The organism is Listeria sp. PSOL-1 (assembly GCF_902806445.1).
Taxonomy (GTDB): domain Bacteria; phylum Bacillota; class Bacilli; order Lactobacillales; family Listeriaceae; genus Listeria.
Map to the genome: position 1 here is coordinate 1,917,688 of NZ_LR760298.1, position 20,456 is coordinate 1,938,143.

The 20,456-nt window shown below is 34.8% G+C and carries 16 protein-coding genes; 11 read left to right on the top strand and 5 right to left on the bottom strand.

The window, feature by feature from the left end; genetic code table 11:
- Positions 1–70: 70 nt before the first annotated feature.
- Positions 71–670 carry a nitroreductase family protein gene (locus G6Q10_RS09220; RefSeq protein WP_163655345.1) on the top strand — a complete coding sequence of 200 codons (600 nt, stop codon included), beginning with the start codon at positions 71–73 and terminating at the stop codon, positions 668–670.
- A gap of 106 nt (positions 671–776) precedes the next feature.
- Here the strand turns inward: G6Q10_RS09220 and jag are convergent, their stop codons facing one another.
- From jag to G6Q10_RS09245, 5 genes are all read right to left on the bottom strand, one after another.
- Complete coding sequence (gene jag, locus G6Q10_RS09225) at positions 777–1,391, bottom strand: RNA-binding cell elongation regulator Jag/EloR (protein WP_163655347.1); 615 nt, start codon at positions 1,389–1,391, stop codon at positions 777–779.
- Positions 1,388–2,251: a membrane protein insertase YidC gene (yidC, locus tag G6Q10_RS09230; RefSeq protein WP_163655349.1), complete on the bottom strand. Its 864-nt coding sequence runs from the start codon at positions 2,249–2,251 to the stop codon at positions 1,388–1,390. The genes jag and yidC overlap by 4 nt, the downstream gene beginning before the upstream one ends.
- 34 nt (positions 2,252–2,285) lie before the next feature.
- Entirely contained in the window at positions 2,286–2,648 is a 363-nt protein-coding gene (rnpA, locus tag G6Q10_RS09235) for a ribonuclease P protein component (protein WP_163655351.1), read from the bottom strand.
- 89 nt (positions 2,649–2,737) lie between these two features.
- The gene (rpmH, locus tag G6Q10_RS09240) at positions 2,738–2,872 is read right to left on the bottom strand and encodes a 50S ribosomal protein L34 (RefSeq protein WP_163655353.1); all 135 of its coding nucleotides are present in this window, start codon (positions 2,870–2,872) and stop codon (positions 2,738–2,740) included.
- A gap of 165 nt (positions 2,873–3,037) precedes the next feature.
- On the bottom strand, positions 3,038–3,508 hold the full coding sequence (locus G6Q10_RS09245; RefSeq protein WP_163655355.1) for a hypothetical protein: 471 nt from the start codon (positions 3,506–3,508) through the stop codon (positions 3,038–3,040).
- Between the two features lie 476 nt (positions 3,509–3,984).
- On the opposite strand from G6Q10_RS09245, the gene dnaA reads away from it, so the two are divergent.
- The 10 genes from dnaA (at position 3,985) to qoxC (ending at position 20,455) form a co-directional block, all read left to right on the top strand.
- Positions 3,985–5,343, top strand: coding sequence for a chromosomal replication initiator protein DnaA (dnaA, locus tag G6Q10_RS09250; protein ID WP_163655357.1), 1,359 nt, complete (start codon positions 3,985–3,987; stop codon positions 5,341–5,343).
- 185 nt (positions 5,344–5,528) lie between these two features.
- Positions 5,529–6,674, top strand: a complete 1,146-nt coding sequence (gene dnaN, locus G6Q10_RS09255; RefSeq protein ID WP_163655359.1) for a DNA polymerase III subunit beta — start codon at positions 5,529–5,531, stop codon at positions 6,672–6,674.
- Positions 6,675–6,882: 208 nt separating this feature from the next.
- A complete protein-coding gene (gene yaaA, locus G6Q10_RS09260; protein WP_305068100.1) occupies positions 6,883–7,116 on the top strand; it encodes a S4 domain-containing protein YaaA in 234 nt (77 codons plus the stop codon).
- A gap of 16 nt (positions 7,117–7,132) precedes the next feature.
- Positions 7,133–8,245, top strand: coding sequence for a DNA replication/repair protein RecF (gene recF, locus G6Q10_RS09265; protein WP_163655363.1), 1,113 nt, complete (start codon positions 7,133–7,135; stop codon positions 8,243–8,245).
- A 35-nt stretch (positions 8,246–8,280) separates the two neighbouring features.
- Positions 8,281–10,218 carry a DNA topoisomerase (ATP-hydrolyzing) subunit B gene (gene gyrB / locus G6Q10_RS09270; protein ID WP_163655365.1) on the top strand — a complete coding sequence of 646 codons (1,938 nt, stop codon included), beginning with the start codon at positions 8,281–8,283 and terminating at the stop codon, positions 10,216–10,218.
- 116 nt (positions 10,219–10,334) lie between these two features.
- Entirely contained in the window at positions 10,335–12,863 is a 2,529-nt protein-coding gene (gene gyrA / locus G6Q10_RS09275) for a DNA gyrase subunit A (protein WP_163655367.1), read from the top strand.
- An 834-nt stretch (positions 12,864–13,697) separates the two neighbouring features.
- Positions 13,698–16,274, top strand: coding sequence for an Ig-like domain-containing protein (locus G6Q10_RS09280; RefSeq protein WP_163655369.1), 2,577 nt, complete (start codon positions 13,698–13,700; stop codon positions 16,272–16,274).
- Positions 16,275–16,751: 477 nt separating this feature from the next.
- Complete coding sequence (gene qoxA / locus G6Q10_RS09285) at positions 16,752–17,858, top strand: cytochrome aa3 quinol oxidase subunit II (protein WP_163655371.1); 1,107 nt, start codon at positions 16,752–16,754, stop codon at positions 17,856–17,858.
- Between the two features lie 18 nt (positions 17,859–17,876).
- Positions 17,877–19,856, top strand: coding sequence for a cytochrome aa3 quinol oxidase subunit I (gene qoxB, locus G6Q10_RS09290; protein WP_163655373.1), 1,980 nt, complete (start codon positions 17,877–17,879; stop codon positions 19,854–19,856).
- On the top strand, positions 19,844–20,455 hold the full coding sequence (gene qoxC, locus G6Q10_RS09295; RefSeq protein ID WP_163655375.1) for a cytochrome aa3 quinol oxidase subunit III: 612 nt from the start codon (positions 19,844–19,846) through the stop codon (positions 20,453–20,455). Before qoxB ends, qoxC begins: the two co-directional genes overlap by 13 nt.
- Position 20,456: the final 1 nt, after the last annotated feature.

Sequence of the window (20,456 nt, forward strand, 5' to 3'; positions counted from 1 at the left end):
ATTGTTTGCATTTTGGATATTAGACGCTATACTTAAGTAAGTATGCGATATTTAAGAAGGAGTTTTATTTATGTCTAATCTATTTTTAGAAGTAGCTAGAGCACGCCGTTCCATCTATGCGCTAGATAAAAATGTTACACTTTCAGAAAATGAAATCGAAAAATTAATTAAAGAAGCAATCAAACTAAGCCCTTCCTCTTTCAATTCTCAAAGTTCGCGCGCTGTAATTCTTTTTAACGATCACCATGAAAAACTATGGAATATAGTAGAGGAAACTTTACGCAAGTTGGTTCCAGCTAAAGATTTTGCTTCAACTGAAGAAAAAATGGCTTCATTTCGTGCTGGTTTTGGTAGTATTTTATTTTTTGAAGATATAAAAATTATCGAAAATCTACAAAAAAAATTCGCAGCTTATGCTGACAAATTTCCAGTATGGTCAGAACAATCTAGTGGTATGGCCCAATATTCTGCATGGACAGTACTTGCTAATGTAGGAATTGGTGCTTCATTACAGCATTATAACCCGTTAATTGATGATTCTATAAAAATTGAATGGAATATACCTAGCTCTTGGTACTTACGGGCACAAATGCCATTTGGCAATATTGCATCGCCACCAAATCAAAAAGAATTCATGGATGATCAGGAAAGATTTATGATCTTTAAATAAAATAGTGTAAAAGCATGAATGTTTCACGTGAAACATTTATTTTCATTATTTGTACTTGAACATAAATAAAAGCCGTTTTCAATTGAGAAAACGGCTTTTAAAATTTTTATTTTGCTTTAATAACAATATAACGATAAGGATCGCGACCTTCTGAATGTGTTTCAATTCGTTCGTCTTCGCTTAAAATAGCATGAATAATTTTCCGCTCAAAAGAAGGTAGTGGCTCTAAATGAACAGGACGACGTGTTTTTACCGCTTTATTTGCCATCTTTTTAGCAATCTCAGAAAGTGTATCATGGCGTCGTTCACGATAATCACCAACATTTACTATGATATTCTTATATTGATCATTTGTTTTATTAGCAATTAATTGCGTCAAATATTGAATCGCATTCAAAGTTTGTCCATGTTTTCCAATTAATAAACCTAAATTATCTCCAGAAATTTGTAAAGTTACATCTTTCCCGTTTTCTTCTTTCTCAATAGAGACGTTTGCACCCATTTTCAAAGCTATATCAAAAAGATAATCGACCGCTTTTTCGATTCCGTTATCTTCTTCAATGACTTTAACCATGGCTAGTCGTGAACCTATTCCAAAAATGCCTTTTTTCCCCTCATCCATAACTTCTACTTTTACTTTTTCACGTGTAGTATCAAGTTCTTTGAGTGCATTTTGAATCGCTTCTTCTATGGTTTGACCTTGCGCAGTTATATCTCTCACTTTCTCTTTTTACCTCCTTTCTTTGAGGCTTTCATGTTTGCTGCTTTCTTTTGTAAACGAGCTTCTTCTACTTTTGCAGCTTCAAGAGCCTCTTGTTCACGTTTATTTTTAAAAGGATTATTAATTAAAAGCGTTTGGAAAAATGTAAAGACATTACCGATGATCCAATAAAGAGCTAATGCTGATGGAAGTGTCGCACCCATAAATAAAATCATGACCGGCATAATATAAACGATCATCGCCATTGATTTATTTTGTTGAGTTTGCCCCATCATTGAAATTTTTGATGAAAGATATGTTGTAATTGCTGCAATAATTGGCAAAATAAAAATTGGATCAGGATTTCCTAATTGCATCCATAAAAAAGTATCAGTTTTAATCTCAGCTGTTCTACTAATTGCTTGATAAAAACCAATTAAAATTGGCATTTGAATGAGTAGTGGTAAACAACCCATCATCGGATTGACGTTATGTTCTTGATATAAACGCATTGTTTCTTGTTGAAGCTTTTGCCTTGTTTCATTATCTTTTGAAGAATACTTCTCCTGTAATTCTTTTATTTTTGGTTGTACTTTCATCATTTCTTTTTGACTTTTAAGCTGCTTAATCATAAGAGGCATGATAAGTAAACGAATTAAAATCGTCACGACGATGATTCCTATAGCATAATGTCCACCAAAAAGATTTGAGAACCAAGTAATTACCCAAGATAATGGAAAAACAATATAATGGCTCCAAAAACCTGTTGAATCTTTTGTAATTGGATCAGTTGAGTAGCCACATCCTGACAAAACAGCCATCAGTAAGACAATCAACCCTACAATTAAAAACTTCCTTTTGAATTGCTTCTTTTTCTTCAAATGATGTATCCTCCAATTCCGCCTTTTTTGATTTTCATTCTGATTTCAAAGTGGTTTGTTTCTGAAAAGCATGCGCAATATTTAATACATGAATCAAACTCTTCTTTATCTCATGAAAATCCATGTTGGCCGCCGGTTTTCTGGCGATAATAATATAATCATTTTCTTGAACTAGCCCGTCATCCAATTCATGAAAAACCTGTCTAATGCAACGTTTAATGCGATTACGACAAACAGCATTTCCAATTTTTTTGCTGACTGATAAACCAATTCGAAAATGAACTAAATCTTCTTTTTTCAAAGTATAAATAACAAATTGGCGATTAGCTACTGATTTACCTCTTTTAAAGACTTTTTGAAAATCATCACTTTTTTTGATTCGATATTCTTTTTTCATATCTTCCCCATCTTCCATAGATTATCAAGTTTTTACTGAAGATAAGTCTAGCATTACAATAAAAAAACCACTGAGACTTTTTCAGTGGTCTACGCAGACAATATTTTTCTTCCTTTACGACGACGTGCTGCTAAAACTCTGCGACCATTTTTAGAACTCATACGCGCGCGGAAACCATGTACTTTTTTTCTTTTACGTTTACTTGGTTGATATGTTCTTTTCATTACTACACCTCCCATTAAAGGGTCTAACTTAAATAAATTTATTAGACAGTCCTAGACATTATACGTAAATTAATGAATTTTGTCAATTAAACCACTAATAGAATTCAAAAACTCCATTTATAATCATATCATACTTTTCATCCAAGCAACATCTTTTTCTGAAATTTATTGTGACAAATGTTGATATTTAATTTTACTTGTTCTTGGGATAGGAACGTCCCTTCCAGAAACTGCTACCAAATACTGCGCAAATTGACCAATTTTTTCATATTCATTTGGATATTCAAAAATTAATTTCCTATCAATAAGGTAATTATCAACATAATAACTAATGCGTGGCTTAAATGCTAGTAAATCTTCTATAAAGCGAATTACTTTTGTAAATTTAGGCATTTCACTTTCCTCTTCCAAATCAGTGAAATGAAAAAACATGGCATATACGTGATTATCTTTGATGCTCTCTTTGAAAAAATCTTCATTCATATTGCTTTTATAAAAAACAGTAAAATCTTTTAGTACCGCGGGCTTTCGCTTATCATAAAGCAATAAATACCCAAAAACATTATTAATATCCCCGTTTTCGATGACGCGATAAAATTCTAAGTCGCGGGTATTAATCAAACGTTGAAATCTCACATTTGTACACGTCCAATCCAATTAAATTATTTCTCTTTCTATACGTTTAATTTTACCACACACCTCATAAAAAAATATCATTTAACTGTAGCTGTAACTAAAATTTAAAAATATCGCCACATTTTATTACAAACTTATGCACAAAATTAGAATCCTTATAAACAAAGCCCTGTGGATAAATTTTTTTTCATCTTTTCTTACCCACCGAATACTAACAAGTTATTCACACATTAACTGCTTGTGGACAACTTTTACTAACATCTGGATAAATTTGTTAATATCTCGTTATAATCCTTGCTATTAAAGCTTTTTTTTGATATTATAATTTTTGTCAAAGAGAATAGTTATTCGTAAAAATCAAAGTTATCCACAAAATATTTTTTTGTTGTGGATATTTTTTTAACAGCACCTGGATAACTTTATCCACTATTTTTTAACTTGTGGATAACTTTTAAAAATTAAAAGGAGGAAGCAGTTTGCAACCTATTGAAGATATTTGGCAAGAGGCTCTCACAATTGTAAAAAAGAACATGAGCAAACCTAGCTATGACACTTGGATGAAGTCTACCACCGTTCATGCACTAGAAAATGATACATTTGTGATTGCCGCGCCAAATAATTTTGTTCGGGATTGGTTAGAAAAAAGTTATACGCAATTCATTGCTAATATTTTAAATGAAATCACTGGACAAACTTACAATATTCGTTTTATCGACGGGGAACAAGAAGAGAACTTCGATTATAAACCGATCCAACCTGGTAAAACTACTGCTGATGAAAATGATCCAGATAACATCAAAAGCATGCTTAATCCTCGCTATGTTTTTGATACTTTTGTTATTGGTTCTGGGAATCGCTTTGCTCATGCAGCTTCACTCGCGGTAGCAGAAGCTCCAGCAAAAGCCTATAATCCACTTTTTATTTATGGAGGTGTAGGCCTTGGTAAAACACATTTAATGCATGCAGTCGGTCATTATGTTCAACAACATAAAAAAAATGCTAAAGTGATGTATTTATCAAGTGAAAAATTTACGAATGAGTTTATTAGTTCCATCCGCGATAACAAAACGGAAGAATTTCGCACAAAATATCGAAATGTAGATATTTTACTCATTGATGACATTCAATTTTTAGCTGGAAAAGAAGGGACACAAGAAGAATTTTTCCATACGTTTAATACACTTTATGACGAACAAAAGCAAATTATTATTTCAAGTGATCGTCCACCTAAAGAAATTCCAACACTTGAAGATCGTCTTCGTTCTCGCTTTGAATGGGGACTTATAACGGATATTACACCCCCTGACTTAGAAACACGGATTGCTATTTTACGTAAAAAAGCTAAAGCTGATGGGCTAGATATACCAAATGAAGTCATGCTTTATATTGCTAATCAAATCGATAGCAATATTCGTGAACTCGAAGGCGCACTGATTCGTGTCGTTGCCTACTCATCACTTGTAAATAGAGATATCACTGCAGGGCTCGCAGCTGAAGCGCTAAAAGATATTATTCCTACTACGAAGTCAACTGTAATTACGATCAAAGATATCCAAGAAGCTGTTGGAAAATACTTCCAAGTTCAACTAGATGATTTTAAAGCTAAAAAACGGACGAAAAGTATTGCTTTTCCTAGACAAATTGCTATGTATATGTCCCGTGAACTAACAGATGCCTCACTTCCTAAGATTGGTGATGAATTTGGCGGCCGTGACCATACAACGGTTATCCATGCACATGAAAAAATTACCCAAATGTTGAAAAATGATCAGGTTTTAAAAAATGACATCGCAGAAATTGAAAAAACATTACGCAAAGCTGGTTCTCTTTTTTAATACAGCCTTGTGGATATTGTGGATAATAAAATACAAGTTATGCACAGTTTATTAACATGTGGAAAACTTTAATTTTCCTTCTTTAAACTAACTTATCCACAAATCCACAAGACCTACTACTATTACTACGATTTTTTAATACTTAATTAAAGGTTTTCCAAAAAATTTAAAAGTGGAGGTTAATCATGAAATTTGTAATTCAACGAGATCGTTTAGTACTTGCTGTAAATGAAGTAACGCGAGCTATTTCTTCTAGAACAACCATTCCGATTTTAACAGGGATAAAAATAGAGGTTAATGATGAAGGAGTGACCCTTACAGGTAGTGATTCAGATATTTCAATTGAAGCCTTTATTCCTTTAATTGAAAATGATGAAATTCTAGTCGAAGTTGAAACTTTTGGAGGGATCGTTTTACAATCCAAATATTTTGGAGATATTATTCGTCGTTTACCTGATGAGAATGTTGAAATTGAAGTGACAACAAATAATCAAACGACCATTTGTTCCGGCCAAGCTTTTTTCACATTAAACGGTCTAGATGTTATGGAATATCCTAAATTACCAGAAGTTACAGATGGCAAAAAGATTTCAATTCCAATCAATGTACTTAAAAATATTGTTCGCCAAACAGTTTTTGCTGTTTCAGCAATTGAGGTTCGGCCTGTACTTACCGGTGTAAATTGGATAATAAAAAGTAACCAGCTTACAGCAGTCGCAACAGATAGTCATCGTCTAGCTTTGCGTGAAATTCCGTTAGAAAATGAAGCACAAGAGGAATATAATATTGTTATTCCGGGAAAAAGTTTATCAGAATTAAATAAAATTCTTGATGAAGCAACTGAATCGATTGAAATGGTTCTTGCAAGTAATCAAATTCTTTTTAAAATGAAGAATCTGCTGTTCTATTCACGGCTGCTTGAAGGAAGCTACCCAGATACATCACGCTTAATTCCTACAGAGTCAAAATCTGAATTAGTTATTAATGCAAAATCATTTTTACAAGCGATTGATCGTGCTTCCCTACTTGCTCGTGAAAATCGTAATAATGTCATCAAACTTGCAACGCTTGAAAATGGTCAAGTGGAAATTTCATCGAATTCTCCTGAGGTAGGTAATGTCTCAGAAAAACTGTTTAGTCAAAGTTTTACAGGTGAAGACTTAAAAATTTCATTCAATGGGAAATACATGATGGATGCACTAAGAGCATTTGATGGTGATGATGTTCAAATCTCTTTTTCAGGCACAATGAGACCGTTTGTCCTTAGACCACGTGATGCTACGAACCCCAATGAAATTTTACAATTGATTACCCCTGTTCGGACATATTAAATTACTTAGGGTTTTGGCTGACATTTGCCAAAACCCTTTTTTATATAAAGTACTTTCAATATAACGCCATAGAAGCCGTTATGTTTCTTTTTATATAAAAATAATATCCCCCCATTATTTTCGTTAAAAAAGCGAATAAACCTCATAGCATGAAAAATTCTTTGTATTATTGTTAAAACTTTAGTAAAATAAGAGATGTGATAAAAAGATTGGATGTGACATTTTGGCTGATATAGTAAAAATTGATCGTGAATATGTGACACTTGGACAATTACTTCAAATGATCGAAGTTGTGCAAAGTGGTGGGATGGCTAAAGTATTCTTAGCTGAACATCCGATTTACATTAATGGTGAACAGGATAACAGACGCGGAAGAAAACTACGTAACGGAGACGTAGTGTTGATTCCAAGCAAAGGAAAAGTAAAAATTGAACAATCCTAAAAAAGGAATTTAAAACATGCTTTTAGAAAATATTGTGTTACGTAATTTCCGTAATTATGAAGAGTTTTCACTTGATTTTGACAAGTCGATAAATGTTTTTTTAGGGAAAAATGCTCAAGGAAAAACCAATTTGCTAGAAGCTATCTTGATTCTTGCTCTTGCCAAATCACATCGGACGACAAATGATAAAGATTTTATTAAGTGGGATAAAGACGCTGCTAAAATTAAAGGTCAAATTGAAAAACATAATCAAACGATTCCGCTTGAAATTACAATTACTCAAAAAGGAAAAAAAGCAAAAGTTAATCATTTGGAACAAAAAAAATTGAGCCAATATGTAGGCCATTTAAATGTGGTCATGTTTGCGCCAGAAGATCTATCACTTGTAAAAGGCGCACCTGGTTTAAGAAGACGTTTTATGAATATGGAAATTGGTCAGATAAAGCCTGTTTATTTACATGACTTAAGCCAATATCAACGCATCTTACATCAGCGGAATCAATATTTAAAACTAGCGCAACTGAAAAAAAAATACGATCCCGTTATGCTTGATATTTTAACAGAACAATTTGCAGAAGTTGCCATCAAACTTACTGAACGTAGAATTAATTTTATTGAGCGCTTAGAAAGATTTGCAGCTCCTATTCATGCTGAAATTTCTAGCGGCTTAGAAAAGTTAGAAGTAAAATATATGCCCTCTATTGATATTTCAAGTGGCACATTAAATGAGCAAGTTCAGCAATTGCTTGAGAAATTAAGATCGATTCAACAAAGAGAAATCGACCGTGGGGTTACACTTATGGGCCCACATCGGGATGATTCTCTGTTTTATATTAATGGACAAAATGTACAGATTTTTGGGTCACAAGGACAGCAGCGAACAACTGCTTTATCGATTAAGCTTGCTGAAATTGATTTAATTAAAGAAGAAATAGGTGAATACCCTATCCTCTTACTTGATGATGTATTGAGTGAATTAGACGATCACAGGCAGTCACACTTGCTTGAAGCGATTGCTTCGAAAGTTCAAACCTTTGTTACGACAACAAATACTAGCGGGCTTAATCATGCCGTGTTAAAACAGGCAACAACTTTTCATATTGAAAATGGAGCCGTAAGAAAAGCCTGATATTTTATAAAAAAGAAAGTGCGGTGGATAGTGTAATGTCAGAAGAAAATATTTCAAATGTACATGAAAATGCCTCTGATTATAATGAAAACCAAATTCAAGTTTTAGAGGGGCTTGAAGCAGTTCGCAAACGCCCAGGTATGTATATTGGATCAACTAGTCAACGCGGGCTCCATCACTTAGTATGGGAAATTGTCGATAATTCTATTGATGAAGCGCTGGCAGGTTTTTGTACTGAAATCGAAATTACGATTGAAAGAGACAACAGTATCACAGTGAAAGATAACGGACGTGGTATTCCTACTGGACTAAATGAAAAACTAGGTCGCCCTACTCTTGAAGTTATTTTCACAGTACTTCACGCTGGCGGGAAATTTGGAGGCGGCGGTTATAAAGTATCGGGAGGTTTACACGGAGTTGGTGCTTCTGTTGTTAACGCCCTTTCAACAAGCCTTGAAGTAAATGTACATCGCGACGGGAAAAAATATTATCAACGTTTTGAACGCGGTAATGTTGTGATGGAAATGGAAGAACAAGGAGAAAGCGATGATCGTGGAACGATTGTTCATTTCACACCTGATCCAGAAATTTTCACTGAAACAACTGAATTTGATTATGAAACTTTGCGGACACGTACGCGGGAATTAGCGTTCCTTAATCGTAATCTTCAAATTTCCATTGACGACAAGCGTGAGGAAAATTCTTCCCCAAGTGTTTATCATTATGAAGGTGGAATCAAATCGTACGTAGAGCATTTGAATCGTGCGAAAGAAGTGATTCACGAGGAGCCAATTTATATTGAAGGTGAGCGCGACGATATTATGGTCGAAGTTTCGATGCAGTATAATACAGGTTTTTCAAGTAATATTATCTCTTTTGCTAATAATATTCATACGTATGAAGGTGGAACTCACGAATCTGGTTTTAAAACAGCTCTTACACGTGTAATCAATGATTATGCGCGACGAAATAAACTTTTTAAAGATAGTGATGATAATCTGATTGGTGAAGATGTTCGCGAAGGTTTAACAGCTATTATTTCGATTAAGCATCCCGATCCACAATTTGAAGGACAAACAAAGACAAAACTCGGGAATACAGAAGCACGCTCAATCACTGATAGGCTCTTTTCTGAGGCATTAAATAAATTTATGATGGAAAACCCTGATGTTAGTAAAAAAATTGTAGAAAAAGGTATTGTGGCGTCTCGAGCGCGTCTTGCAGCTAAACGGGCCCGTGAAGTAGCACGTAAAAAAAGTGGCTTAGAAATTTCTAGTCTACCAGGAAAACTAGCTGATTGTTCTTCGCGTAATCCTGAAATCAGCGAACTTTACATTGTTGAAGGAGATTCAGCAGGTGGTTCAGCAAAACAAGGTCGTGATCGTGTATTCCAAGCCATTTTACCAATTCGTGGAAAAATTTTGAATGTGGAAAAAGCACGTTTAGATAAAATTTTGGCAAATGAAGAAATCCGAACGATTTTTACAGCAATGGGTACGGGCTTTGGTGGTGACTTTGATGTATCGAAGGCACGCTATCATAAATTGATTATCATGACAGATGCCGATGTTGATGGAGCTCATATTCGAACGCTTCTACTCACCCTCTTTTATCGTTATATGCGTCCGCTTGTTGATGCTGGTTACGTTTATATTGCTCAACCCCCACTTTTCCAAATCAAACATGGTAAACAAGTGGAATATGTTTATTCTGAAAAACAACGGGATAACTATTTAGCCCAACTTAACGGAGAAAAATACAGCATTCAACGTTATAAAGGTTTAGGTGAAATGAATCCCGAACAACTTTGGGAAACAACAATGAATCCTGAGCATCGTACATTACTACAAGTTAATATTCAAGATGCAATTATTGCAGATGAAACGTTTGAAATGTTAATGGGTGATCGCGTTGAACCTCGTCGTAAATTTATTGAAGAAAATGCGCAATACGTAAAAAATCTTGATATTTGATTATTACCCGGGAAATAATCTTGAAAAATGAGATTGATTTGTTTTGGACTTTATATCGTTTTTTATTTTAAGATGATATTATTTCTCGAAAATTAGAAAGGGAGGTTTCGCTAAACATGGCAGAAACACCGAATCATAGAGTATCAGAAGTAAATTTAAATAAGGAAATGCGCGATTCATTCTTGGATTATGCGATGAGTGTTATTGTCTCACGTGCGCTTCCTGATGTTCGTGACGGTTTAAAACCAGTTCATCGCCGTATTTTATATGCAATGAATGACTTAGGAATGACATCTGATAAAGCTCATAAAAAATCTGCACGTATTGTTGGTGAAGTAATTGGTAAATATCACCCACATGGTGATAGTGCTGTTTATTTCACAATGGTCCGAATGGCACAAGATTTTAGTTATCGAAATATGTTAGTTGATGGGCACGGTAATTTTGGTTCTGTAGATGGTGATATGGCAGCTGCCATGCGTTATACAGAAGCGCGGATGTCAAGAATTTCAATGGAACTATTGCGTGATATCAATAAAGATACAATCGATTATACAGAGAACTATGATGGATCAGAAAAAGAGCCCGTTATTTTACCAGCTCGTTTTCCTAATCTATTAGTTAATGGCTCTTCAGGAATTGCGGTTGGGATGGCGACAAATATTCCAACGCACCACCTAGGTGAAGTAATCGACGGTGTCCTTGCATTGAGTCATGATCCTGATATCACCATTCAAGAATTGATGGAATATATTCCAGGACCAGACTTCCCTACTGCTGGTATGATTATTGGTAGAAGTGGAATTAGACGGGCATATGAATCTGGTCGTGGTTCCATTACTGTTCGTGCTCGGGTTGACATTGAAGAAAAAAATAATGGAAAAGAAACCATTATTATTACTGAACTTCCCTATCAGGTAAATAAAGCACGCTTAATTGAAAGAATCGCTGAACTTGCACGTGAAAAGAAAATTGATGGAATTACGGATTTAAATGATGAATCTGATCGTTCAGGTATGCGTATCGTTATTGAAGTGAGACGTGATATTAGTGCTAGTGTTGTAGTGAATAATCTATATAAAATGACTGCTTTACAAACTACTTTTGGTATTAATATGTTGGCGCTTGTTGATAAGCATCCTAGAATCTTAAATCTTAAACAGATTCTCTATTATTATTTGGAACATCAAAAAGTTGTCATTCGTAGACGTACGGAATTTGAGCTCCGTAAAGCAGAAGCACGAGCTCATATTTTAGAGGGATTACGAATTGCTTTATATAATATTGATGCTGTCATTGCTTTAATTCGCGGCTCAAAAACAACAGAAGCTGCTAAAGAAGGTTTAATGACGCAATTTAGCCTCTCTGATAAGCAGGCACAAGCGATTCTTGATATGCGTTTACAACGACTAACCGGTCTAGAACGTGAAAAAATTGAAGAAGAATATCAAAATCTAATGACGCTTATCCATGATTTAAAAGCGATTTTAGCGGATGAAGAACGTATTTTACAAATCATTCGTGAAGAACTAGAAGAAATTAAAAATAAATATGCAGATAAACGCCGCACAGAAATTTTGACAGGTGACTTGGTAAGCATTGAAGACGAAGATTTAATTCCTGAAGAAGAAGTGGCAATTACATTAACAAAAAAAGGCTATATTAAACGTTTACCACTTTCTACTTATCGTAGTCAACGCCGCGGAGGTCGCGGGGTTCAAGGCATGTCTACGCATGAAGATGATTTTGTTGAACATCTTGTTGCAACGAGTACACATGATACATTGTTATTTTTTACAAATACTGGAAAAGTATATCGAGCAAAAGGTTATGAAATTCCTGAATATGGGCGTACTGCAAAAGGAATTCCTATCATTAATTTATTAGGTATCGAAAGCCAAGAACAAGTCAATGCAGTCATTAATTTAAGCGAGTTTGGGGATAACAACTATCTGTTTTTCACAACAAAATATGGTGTTGTGAAACGGACTACATTATCACAATTTGAGAAAATTCGTCAAAGTGGTTTACGTGCTGTTGAATTACGTGAAAATGATGAATTAATTGCTGTTCAAATGACAGATGGAGCTAAGAAAATTATTATTGCAACAAAAGAAGGACAATCCATTTACTTTAAAGAAACGGATATTCGTGTTATGGGAAGAACTGCAGCTGGTGTAAGAGGTATTCGTTTACGCGAACATGATGAGGTAATTGGTATGGATATCTTAGAAGATAATGAAAAAGTTCTTGTTGTTACTGAAAAAGGTTACGGAAAACAAACATCAGCAGATCAATACCCTCTTCGTGGTCGTGGTGGTATGGGTGTTAAAACTGTTTCAATTACAGAAAAAAACGGGGCACTTGTTGCTATGAAGACAGTAATAGGTGATGAAGATCTAATGCTTATCACAAACAATGGTGTTTTAATTCGCTTCGAAGTCAATACCGTTTCGCAAACTGGCCGTAGCGCTATGGGTGTGAAACTGATCCGCATTGACGAAAGTGAAAAAGTAGCTACGGTTGCTAAAGTTCCAAAAGAAGATGAAGAATTAGTAGAACAAAAAGTTGCAGACGAAGCACAGGTTCTGACAACTGAAGTACCAGATGAAAGTTTTGAAGATAATCCGGATGAGGATATTTAAGAATAAAAGCAAATTTAGCAGATAAAGAGATTAGCGACAAGCGTTCGTGTTCAGAGCGCTTGTCGCTTTGTTTTGTGCTAATTTATAAGTAAACGTATAATTTCCTTATTTTTCTGATCTAAAATGATTAGAAAAATCTGCCCTATTTTCATGAATGTGCAATAACTTGAAGTTTGTCTTTATCGGGCTCTTCATCGGACATTTTCTCTTTTAAAAAAGCTTATTTTTGGTATAAATACAAGCTTATCCCTTGATTTGCAACGCTTATTAGCTTGAACTCATAAATATGATAAAAATATGACAAATTAGAAAAATTTTATTTTATTGCTTTGATTGATCTGGAAATTAATAAAACTTCTTGTTATAGTAAATTTGTTATCCATTATTTGAAAAATAAATTATCGAAACGTAGTTTTTTAATCTAAAAAAATTTACATAGAAAAACCGATAGCTTAAAATCATAACATTTTTCACTATACTCAAAAAATCCATTTTTACTTTTTAATATGAATTAGATGATAAACTTTTAAATTAAATATTTTAAAAAGAGATATTTTTGAATTTTTCCAAAACTATTCTCTTTTACAGCTTTTGGTAGTCTTATACCGATTGATAATAAATTTATAAAATAGTTCAAAGGCCTAAGTTTATTGCTTCAAATCCAGCTTTTACTTTAATGATAGCTGTGTAAGTATATAAAAAGAATAAATATTCTGTTTTTTGTACAAACGACATTCTCTCAAGTAAGGAGGTGATCAAAAAACTAAGGTAAAAACAGCGTAAAGCCATCAAAGTTGATATGACAGGTGAAAAGATTTTTAGGAGGAAAGAATTATGACAACAGGAAAGAATCTAAGAAAAAAAACTTTACAAAAAGGTTTAATTATTGGGGTTAGTGTACTTACAGTTGGTAGCCAAGTAGTAAGCTTCTTACCAACTTCTGCTCTAGCTGCTGATAAAACTAACTTAGCTACTAAAAATACTTCGCAAACCAAAGCAGTAAAACCAAAAAGCGGAGATGTAGTTAACGTTGGAAATTATGCGGAATTTAAAGCAGCAATGCACGATACAGATGTTAGTGAAATTAATTTAACTGCAAATATTGAATTTCCTACGACTGCATCCTATACAGATATTTATGCTACGCATTCTGTAGTTGTTAACGGGAATGGCTATACAATTAATCAACATAAGTCAACGATTAATGGTCTTCATAGTTCTATAAATACAGTTGTTACTTTTAATAATGTTAAAATTATAGCAGATAATGTCGATGGTGATTATGCTTGGTATGGTATCGTATATTCAACGGTTGAAGGTTTTACAATTAATCTTAATAATGTCACTTACAACGGTCCACAAGCTATCTTCAACACAAATGGTACAGTAAACATCTCAGGAACAACAAACCTTACAAGTCAAAAAGGTCAAGAAAACATGGAAGTTCGTAACGTTAATTTTAAGAAAGATTCTAAAGTAAAATTAGCGACTCCATCAGGAACAGGTATTACTTCTTACGGGAAAGCTTCTGTTGTTTTTGAAGAAGGATCTGATGTTGAATTTAATAATGGCTCTCATCCTATTTATACAATAGGCGCAAACAGCAAGGTAGATATTCAAAAAAATGCAAAAGTTAAAATGAGTAGCAGAAATACAGGAATTTATATGGCTGGCGCTGGTTCTCGAGTAAATGTGGGACAAAATGCTATTTTTGATATTAAAAGTAGCGAAACTCGTGGTATTCAATTAGCATCTAGTGGGAATGTTATTTTCAAATCTGGATCTAAAGTGAATGTCTTAAGTAAACTAGCACCAATTTATCTAGTAGGTCTTGGCAAGTTTGACATCATGGATAATGCAGAAGTAAACTTTACTACTGATGAGTACGCTGCTTATGCTGCTGTTGATAATAGTGAAATCAATATTCATGATGGAGCTAAAGTTAATTTTAATAGTAGAAATGGAGTCTATGTAGTAAACGGTGACTTTAACGTAGCAAGTAATGCAGAAGTAAAATTAGCGACAACAAATGAGGCTTACGCTTCAGCACAACTTTATGCTAAAAATGTTTTTGTAAATCCAAATGCAACATTTAATGTAAAAGCTTCAAGAGCTTCAGATTATGCAATTTATTTAAAATATGGAAACTTTAGATTAAATGATGTTGCCGATTATGATGTTCGAGCACCAAAATCAACTGCACATGTTTTCTATTCTGAAGGAACTTCAACATTAAGCTTTGCAAATCAAACTTTAGGTGTTTGGAACAAATCAAACATAACAAATGACCCAACTTATGCTTGGACTAATTTGACAGCGTCTTCTAAGATTGCTGGTTATGCATCAAGTACAAATATTTCTGCAAACGATAACTTTAAAACACTTTTCCAAACAAATAATTATAATCGTATTGCTGGAACAAATTTAAAAGCGCCAGACTTAACTGTCGATGAAGCAGCAGATAACAAAACGACCATTACTGGAACAACAACACCTGGTTCTACAATCAAAGCAATCATTGATGGAAAAACAATAACAGGTACAGTAGCAGACGATGGCAAATATTCAATTCCAACTGGTAAATTAGCAGCAGGGACAGAAGTCAAAGTGGTTGCTGCAAACAAAAATAAAGAAACAACAAAGACAGTAACAGTAGCAGATAAAACAGCTCCAAACGCTCCAAGAGTGAACACAGTTAAAGAAACAGATACAGTAGTCACAGGTAGCGGAGAAAAAGGCGCTACAGTAAAAGTTAAACTTGAAGATGGTAGTGTGAAAACAGGGACAGTTGGCGAAGATGGAACTTTCTCAGTGACTATCCCAGCACAAGCTGGAGGAAAGAAAATTGTTGTTACTTTGACAGATAAAGATAACAATACTTCTTCACCAACAACTGTAACGGTAGCACAAGCACCAGTAGATCAAACTGTAACAATTAACCCAATGACAAAAAATGATAACACCGTAACGGGAACAGCACCAGCTAACGCAAAAGTACGAATCCTAATTAATGGTACGCCCGTCAATATAGTGTATGCTGATGAACATGGAAATTATAGCAAAGTTATTGGTAAACAAGCAGTGGGAGCCGTAGTAGGTGTTCAAATACAAAGCTCTTCAAGTGAGGGTGGCTATACTAATCCGGTAACAACAGTTGTAAAAGCAGCTGATAGAACATTAACAATCAATGAAATGACAGCGACAGATACAACGGTTACAGGAACAGCACCAGCCAATGCCAAAGTTAGAATTTTAGTTAACGGCGTACCAGTTAATGTAGTGTATGCTAATGACGATGGAAACTATAGTAAAGTAATTGGGGTACATGCAGCAGGAACAACAATAAGTGTTGAAAGACTTAACCCAATTAATAATCAATATACTGATCAAGTAACAACGATTGTAAAATAATTCGATCCTAGAAACCATTAACAAGCAGGCATATACTAACGAGATAAATTAATAATAAGCGCTCACATTTGTGAACTTTGACAGACTTCCTTATTCTCATTACACGATTGGGTAAAAAACACCCTAAGACATCATTGTGGAACTTCTGACAAAATTCATCAATGGGGGGCGCTTATTCATTTTACTGTATTTAAATGGAGCGCTTTAACTTTTGGTATAAATGAAGTTTTTAAAGGCCCCTATTCATCTGAACTTACTTAGAAAAAGATTAACGCAACGAAATTAGGGTATCCACTAATAGTATGTGAAAAAATCATATGTCAGCTTTTTGAAAAAAAGAAAAAAATCCGCTATAATGTATAATGATGTGGACAGATTTATATTAAATAAGCTTTTGAGAAAGCGCTTATTTAATAAATGAAGGGTATTTTGTATAAGAAATATACATGAAAATCTAACAGAAAAGAGGGGATTCGGGTGACAAAGCGATTTAAATCATTATTGTTAACAGCTTTTGTAATGTTTGTTGGATTGCTTAGTGGGTGCGGTGATTTAACTGTGCTTAATCCAAAGGGGCCAGTGGCAAAAGATCAAAGCTATTTAATCATGTATTCCATTGTTTTTATGTTGATTATTGTTTTGACAATCTTTGTTTTGTTCACGATTATATTAATTCGCTACCGCGAGCGTAAAAATATGGATAATTATGAACCAGACATGCACGGCAGTAAAAAATTAGAAATTTTATGGACGCTAATTCCAGTTGTCATCGTTATTGCTCTAGCGATACCAACTGTAAAAACCATCTATGCAGGTGAAGAAGCTCCAAAAGTAACTACCCACAAAAATCCAGTTATTATTTATGCAACAAGCGCAAACTGGAAATGGATTTTTAGCTATCCTAATGAAGGGATTGAAACGGTAAACTTTGTACATATTCCAACTGATCGTCCAGTACAGTTTAAACTGTCTTCTGTCGATACAATGACGAGTTTTTGGGTACCACAACTTGGTGGACAAAAATATGCTATGAGCGGGATGGCAATGAACTTATTTTTACAAGCTGATGAACCAGGCGTTTATAAGGGACGAAACGCTAATTTTAATGGGGAAGGCTTCTCTGAACAACGCTTTGATGTTATTGCTGAACCTGAAAAAGAATTTCAAAAATGGGCAAAAAATGCGAATGCTACTTCACCAGTAATAACACAAGATGTTTACGATCGTCTTATTATTCCAGGAAGCTCTAATAAAAAAACATATTCAGGAACACATTTAGCATTTGTTGATCCAGCAGCAGACCCAGAATATGCTTTTTACGCTTACAAACGTTATGGTTATAAGCTAACCAACCCGCATAATCCTAATGTGAAGGTTAAGCTTTCTGAAAAACCAATGTTGCCTCCTCGCCCAATTACGGTAACCAACCCGCAATTTAAACGTCATAACATGAAACCAACGATCATCAAAAACGGTGAAAAGTATCATAAAAATGAACACTATGATCATGAGATGAAGAAGATGGAAGATGATGTTCAAACCAATGAGTTTAATAAAAAAGAAACAGATGACGCAGGTAAATAAAAAAGGGGGATACAAAATATGAAACTAAATGAATTTATTGTCACTGGCGATCCTCTAATTTTAGGTGCGCAAGTGTCAATTGCGCTTGTAAGTATCGGGATTGTCGTCTTACTTACTTGGACAAAAAAATGGAAATGGCTTTTTACAGAGTGGATTTCAACAGTAGATCATAAACGTATTGGGATTATGTATTTACTAGCAGCAGTATTGATGTTTTTCCGCGGCGGCGTTGATGCACTTATGATACGAACGCAACTAGCTTTACCAGGAATGAAGTTTTTAAGTTCTCAACATTACAATGAAGTGTTTTCAACGCACGGAACTGTTATGGTTTTATTCATGGCTATGCCGTTTATTATTGGATTAATGAATATTGCTGTGCCACTTCAAATTGGAGCGCGCGATGTTGCATTTCCATTTCTAAATAACCTTAGCTTTTGGACATTTTTTATGGGAGCGATGTTATTTAATCTTTCGTTTGTTATCGGCGGTTCACCAGATGCTGGTTGGACAAACTATGCGCCACTTGCAGAGGAATTTAGCGCAGGCTATGGCATCAATTTTTATTTACTTGGGCTTCAAGTTGCAGGTATTGGGACGCTTATGACAGGAATTAATTTCTTTGTGACGATTATGCGAATGCGTACGAAAGGCATGACATTAATGAAAATGCCAATGTTTACTTGGACTTCTCTTATTACTTGTCTCATTATTCTCTTTGCCTTTCCAGTGTTGACAATAGCGCTCGCCTTAATGTCATTTGATCGCTTGTTTGGAACAGCATTCTTTACGCTTGCAAATGGAGGACTTCCAATGATGTGGGCCAATCTTTTCTGGATTTGGGGGCACCCGGAAGTATATATCGTTATTTTGCCAGCTTTTGGGATTTTTTCGGAAGTTATTTCGACATTTGCCCGGAAAAAATTGTTCGGTTATCCAGCAATGGTTGCAGCCGTTGTTGTCATATCACTTCTTAGCTTCTTAGTTTGGGTCCATCATTTCTTTACAATGGGTTCCGGTGCACTTGTTAATTCTTTCTTCTCCATTACGACAATGATGATTGCGATCCCTACTGGAATTAAAATCTTTAACTGGCTGTTTACAATGTATCGGGGACAAATTAAGCTTACAACGCCGATGCTTTGGTCGCTTGCCTTTATTCCAAATTTTGTTATTGGCGGGGTTACAGGTGTTATGCTTGCGATGGCAGCAGCTGATTATCAGTATCATAATACATATTTCCTTGTGGCGCATTTCCACTATGTGTTAATTGCTGGTACGGTGTTCTCTTGTTTTGCCGGTTTAATTTATTGGTATCCAAAAATAGTCGGCTATCGACTTAATGAAAAAATTGGTAAATGGTTCTTCTGGATTTTTGTAATAGGATTTAATTTATGTTTCTTCCCACAATATTTCTTAGGGCTTGATGGTATGCCGCGTCGCCTTTACACTTACGTACAAGGTGATGGCTGGACAACACTTAACTTTATTTCATCAATCGGAGCTTTCTTGATGGGACTTGCTTTCTTAATTCTATGTTGGAATATCTATTATAGCTTTAAACATTCAAAACGCGAAGTAACTGGGGATCCATGGGATGGACGCACACTTGAATGGGCAACAAGCTCAGCTGTCCCGCCAAAATATAACTTTGCCGTTTTACCTAAATGGAATGATCTTGATGATTTTTGGAAACTAAAACAATCTGGAAAAAGCTATGAAGATAATAAAGATTACAAACCGATTCACATGCCAAGTAATACTTTATTAGGCTTTATTATGTCAGTGTTTTTATTTATCGCTGCTTTTGGTTTGGTATTTTATTGGTATCCAATTGGTATCATCGGTGGGCTTGGAATGCTTGGTTGTATGATTTATCGATCTTTCCAAAAAGATGAAGGCTATCATATTGGAGTCGATGAAATTAAGCGAACGGAAGAACATATCGAGCGTGAACATCAAACTGGTATAAAGGAGGGCAACCCATGGAGCCTTTAAAAACAAACACTGACCTTCCATTAGAATATCAATCAGAACAAGGCCGTTTAAATATTTTAGGCTTCTGGACTTTCATTGGTGCTGAAATTGCCTTATTTGCGACTCTTTTTGCGACTTATTTTGTAATGGCTAAAGCAGGATCAGACGCAGGACATCCACCAAGTGAGATGTTTGAGTTACCTCTTGTTTTGATCATGACATTTTCCTTATTAACAAGTAGTTTTACTTGTGGACTTGCTATTGGCGAAATGCGTAAAGGAAATATAAGAGCATTTGTTATTTATTCAATGATTACATTGCTTTTTGGCGCAGGCTTTATTGGTTGTGAGATTTATGAATTTACGCATTATGTGATGGAAGGCGTAACAATGCAGGTAGGCTCTTATTGGTCCGCTTTCTTTGTCTTACTCGGGACGCACGGAGCACACGTAACAATTGGTTTATTTTGGATGACATTTATCTTAATTCAAATAAAAATGCGCGGCCTTACGCCTCGTGTAGCGTCTAAAATATTCATCTCGAGCTTATATTGGCATTTTCTCGATGTTGTTTGGATTTTCATCTTCACAGGTGTTTACCTATTAGGGATGGTGAATTAAG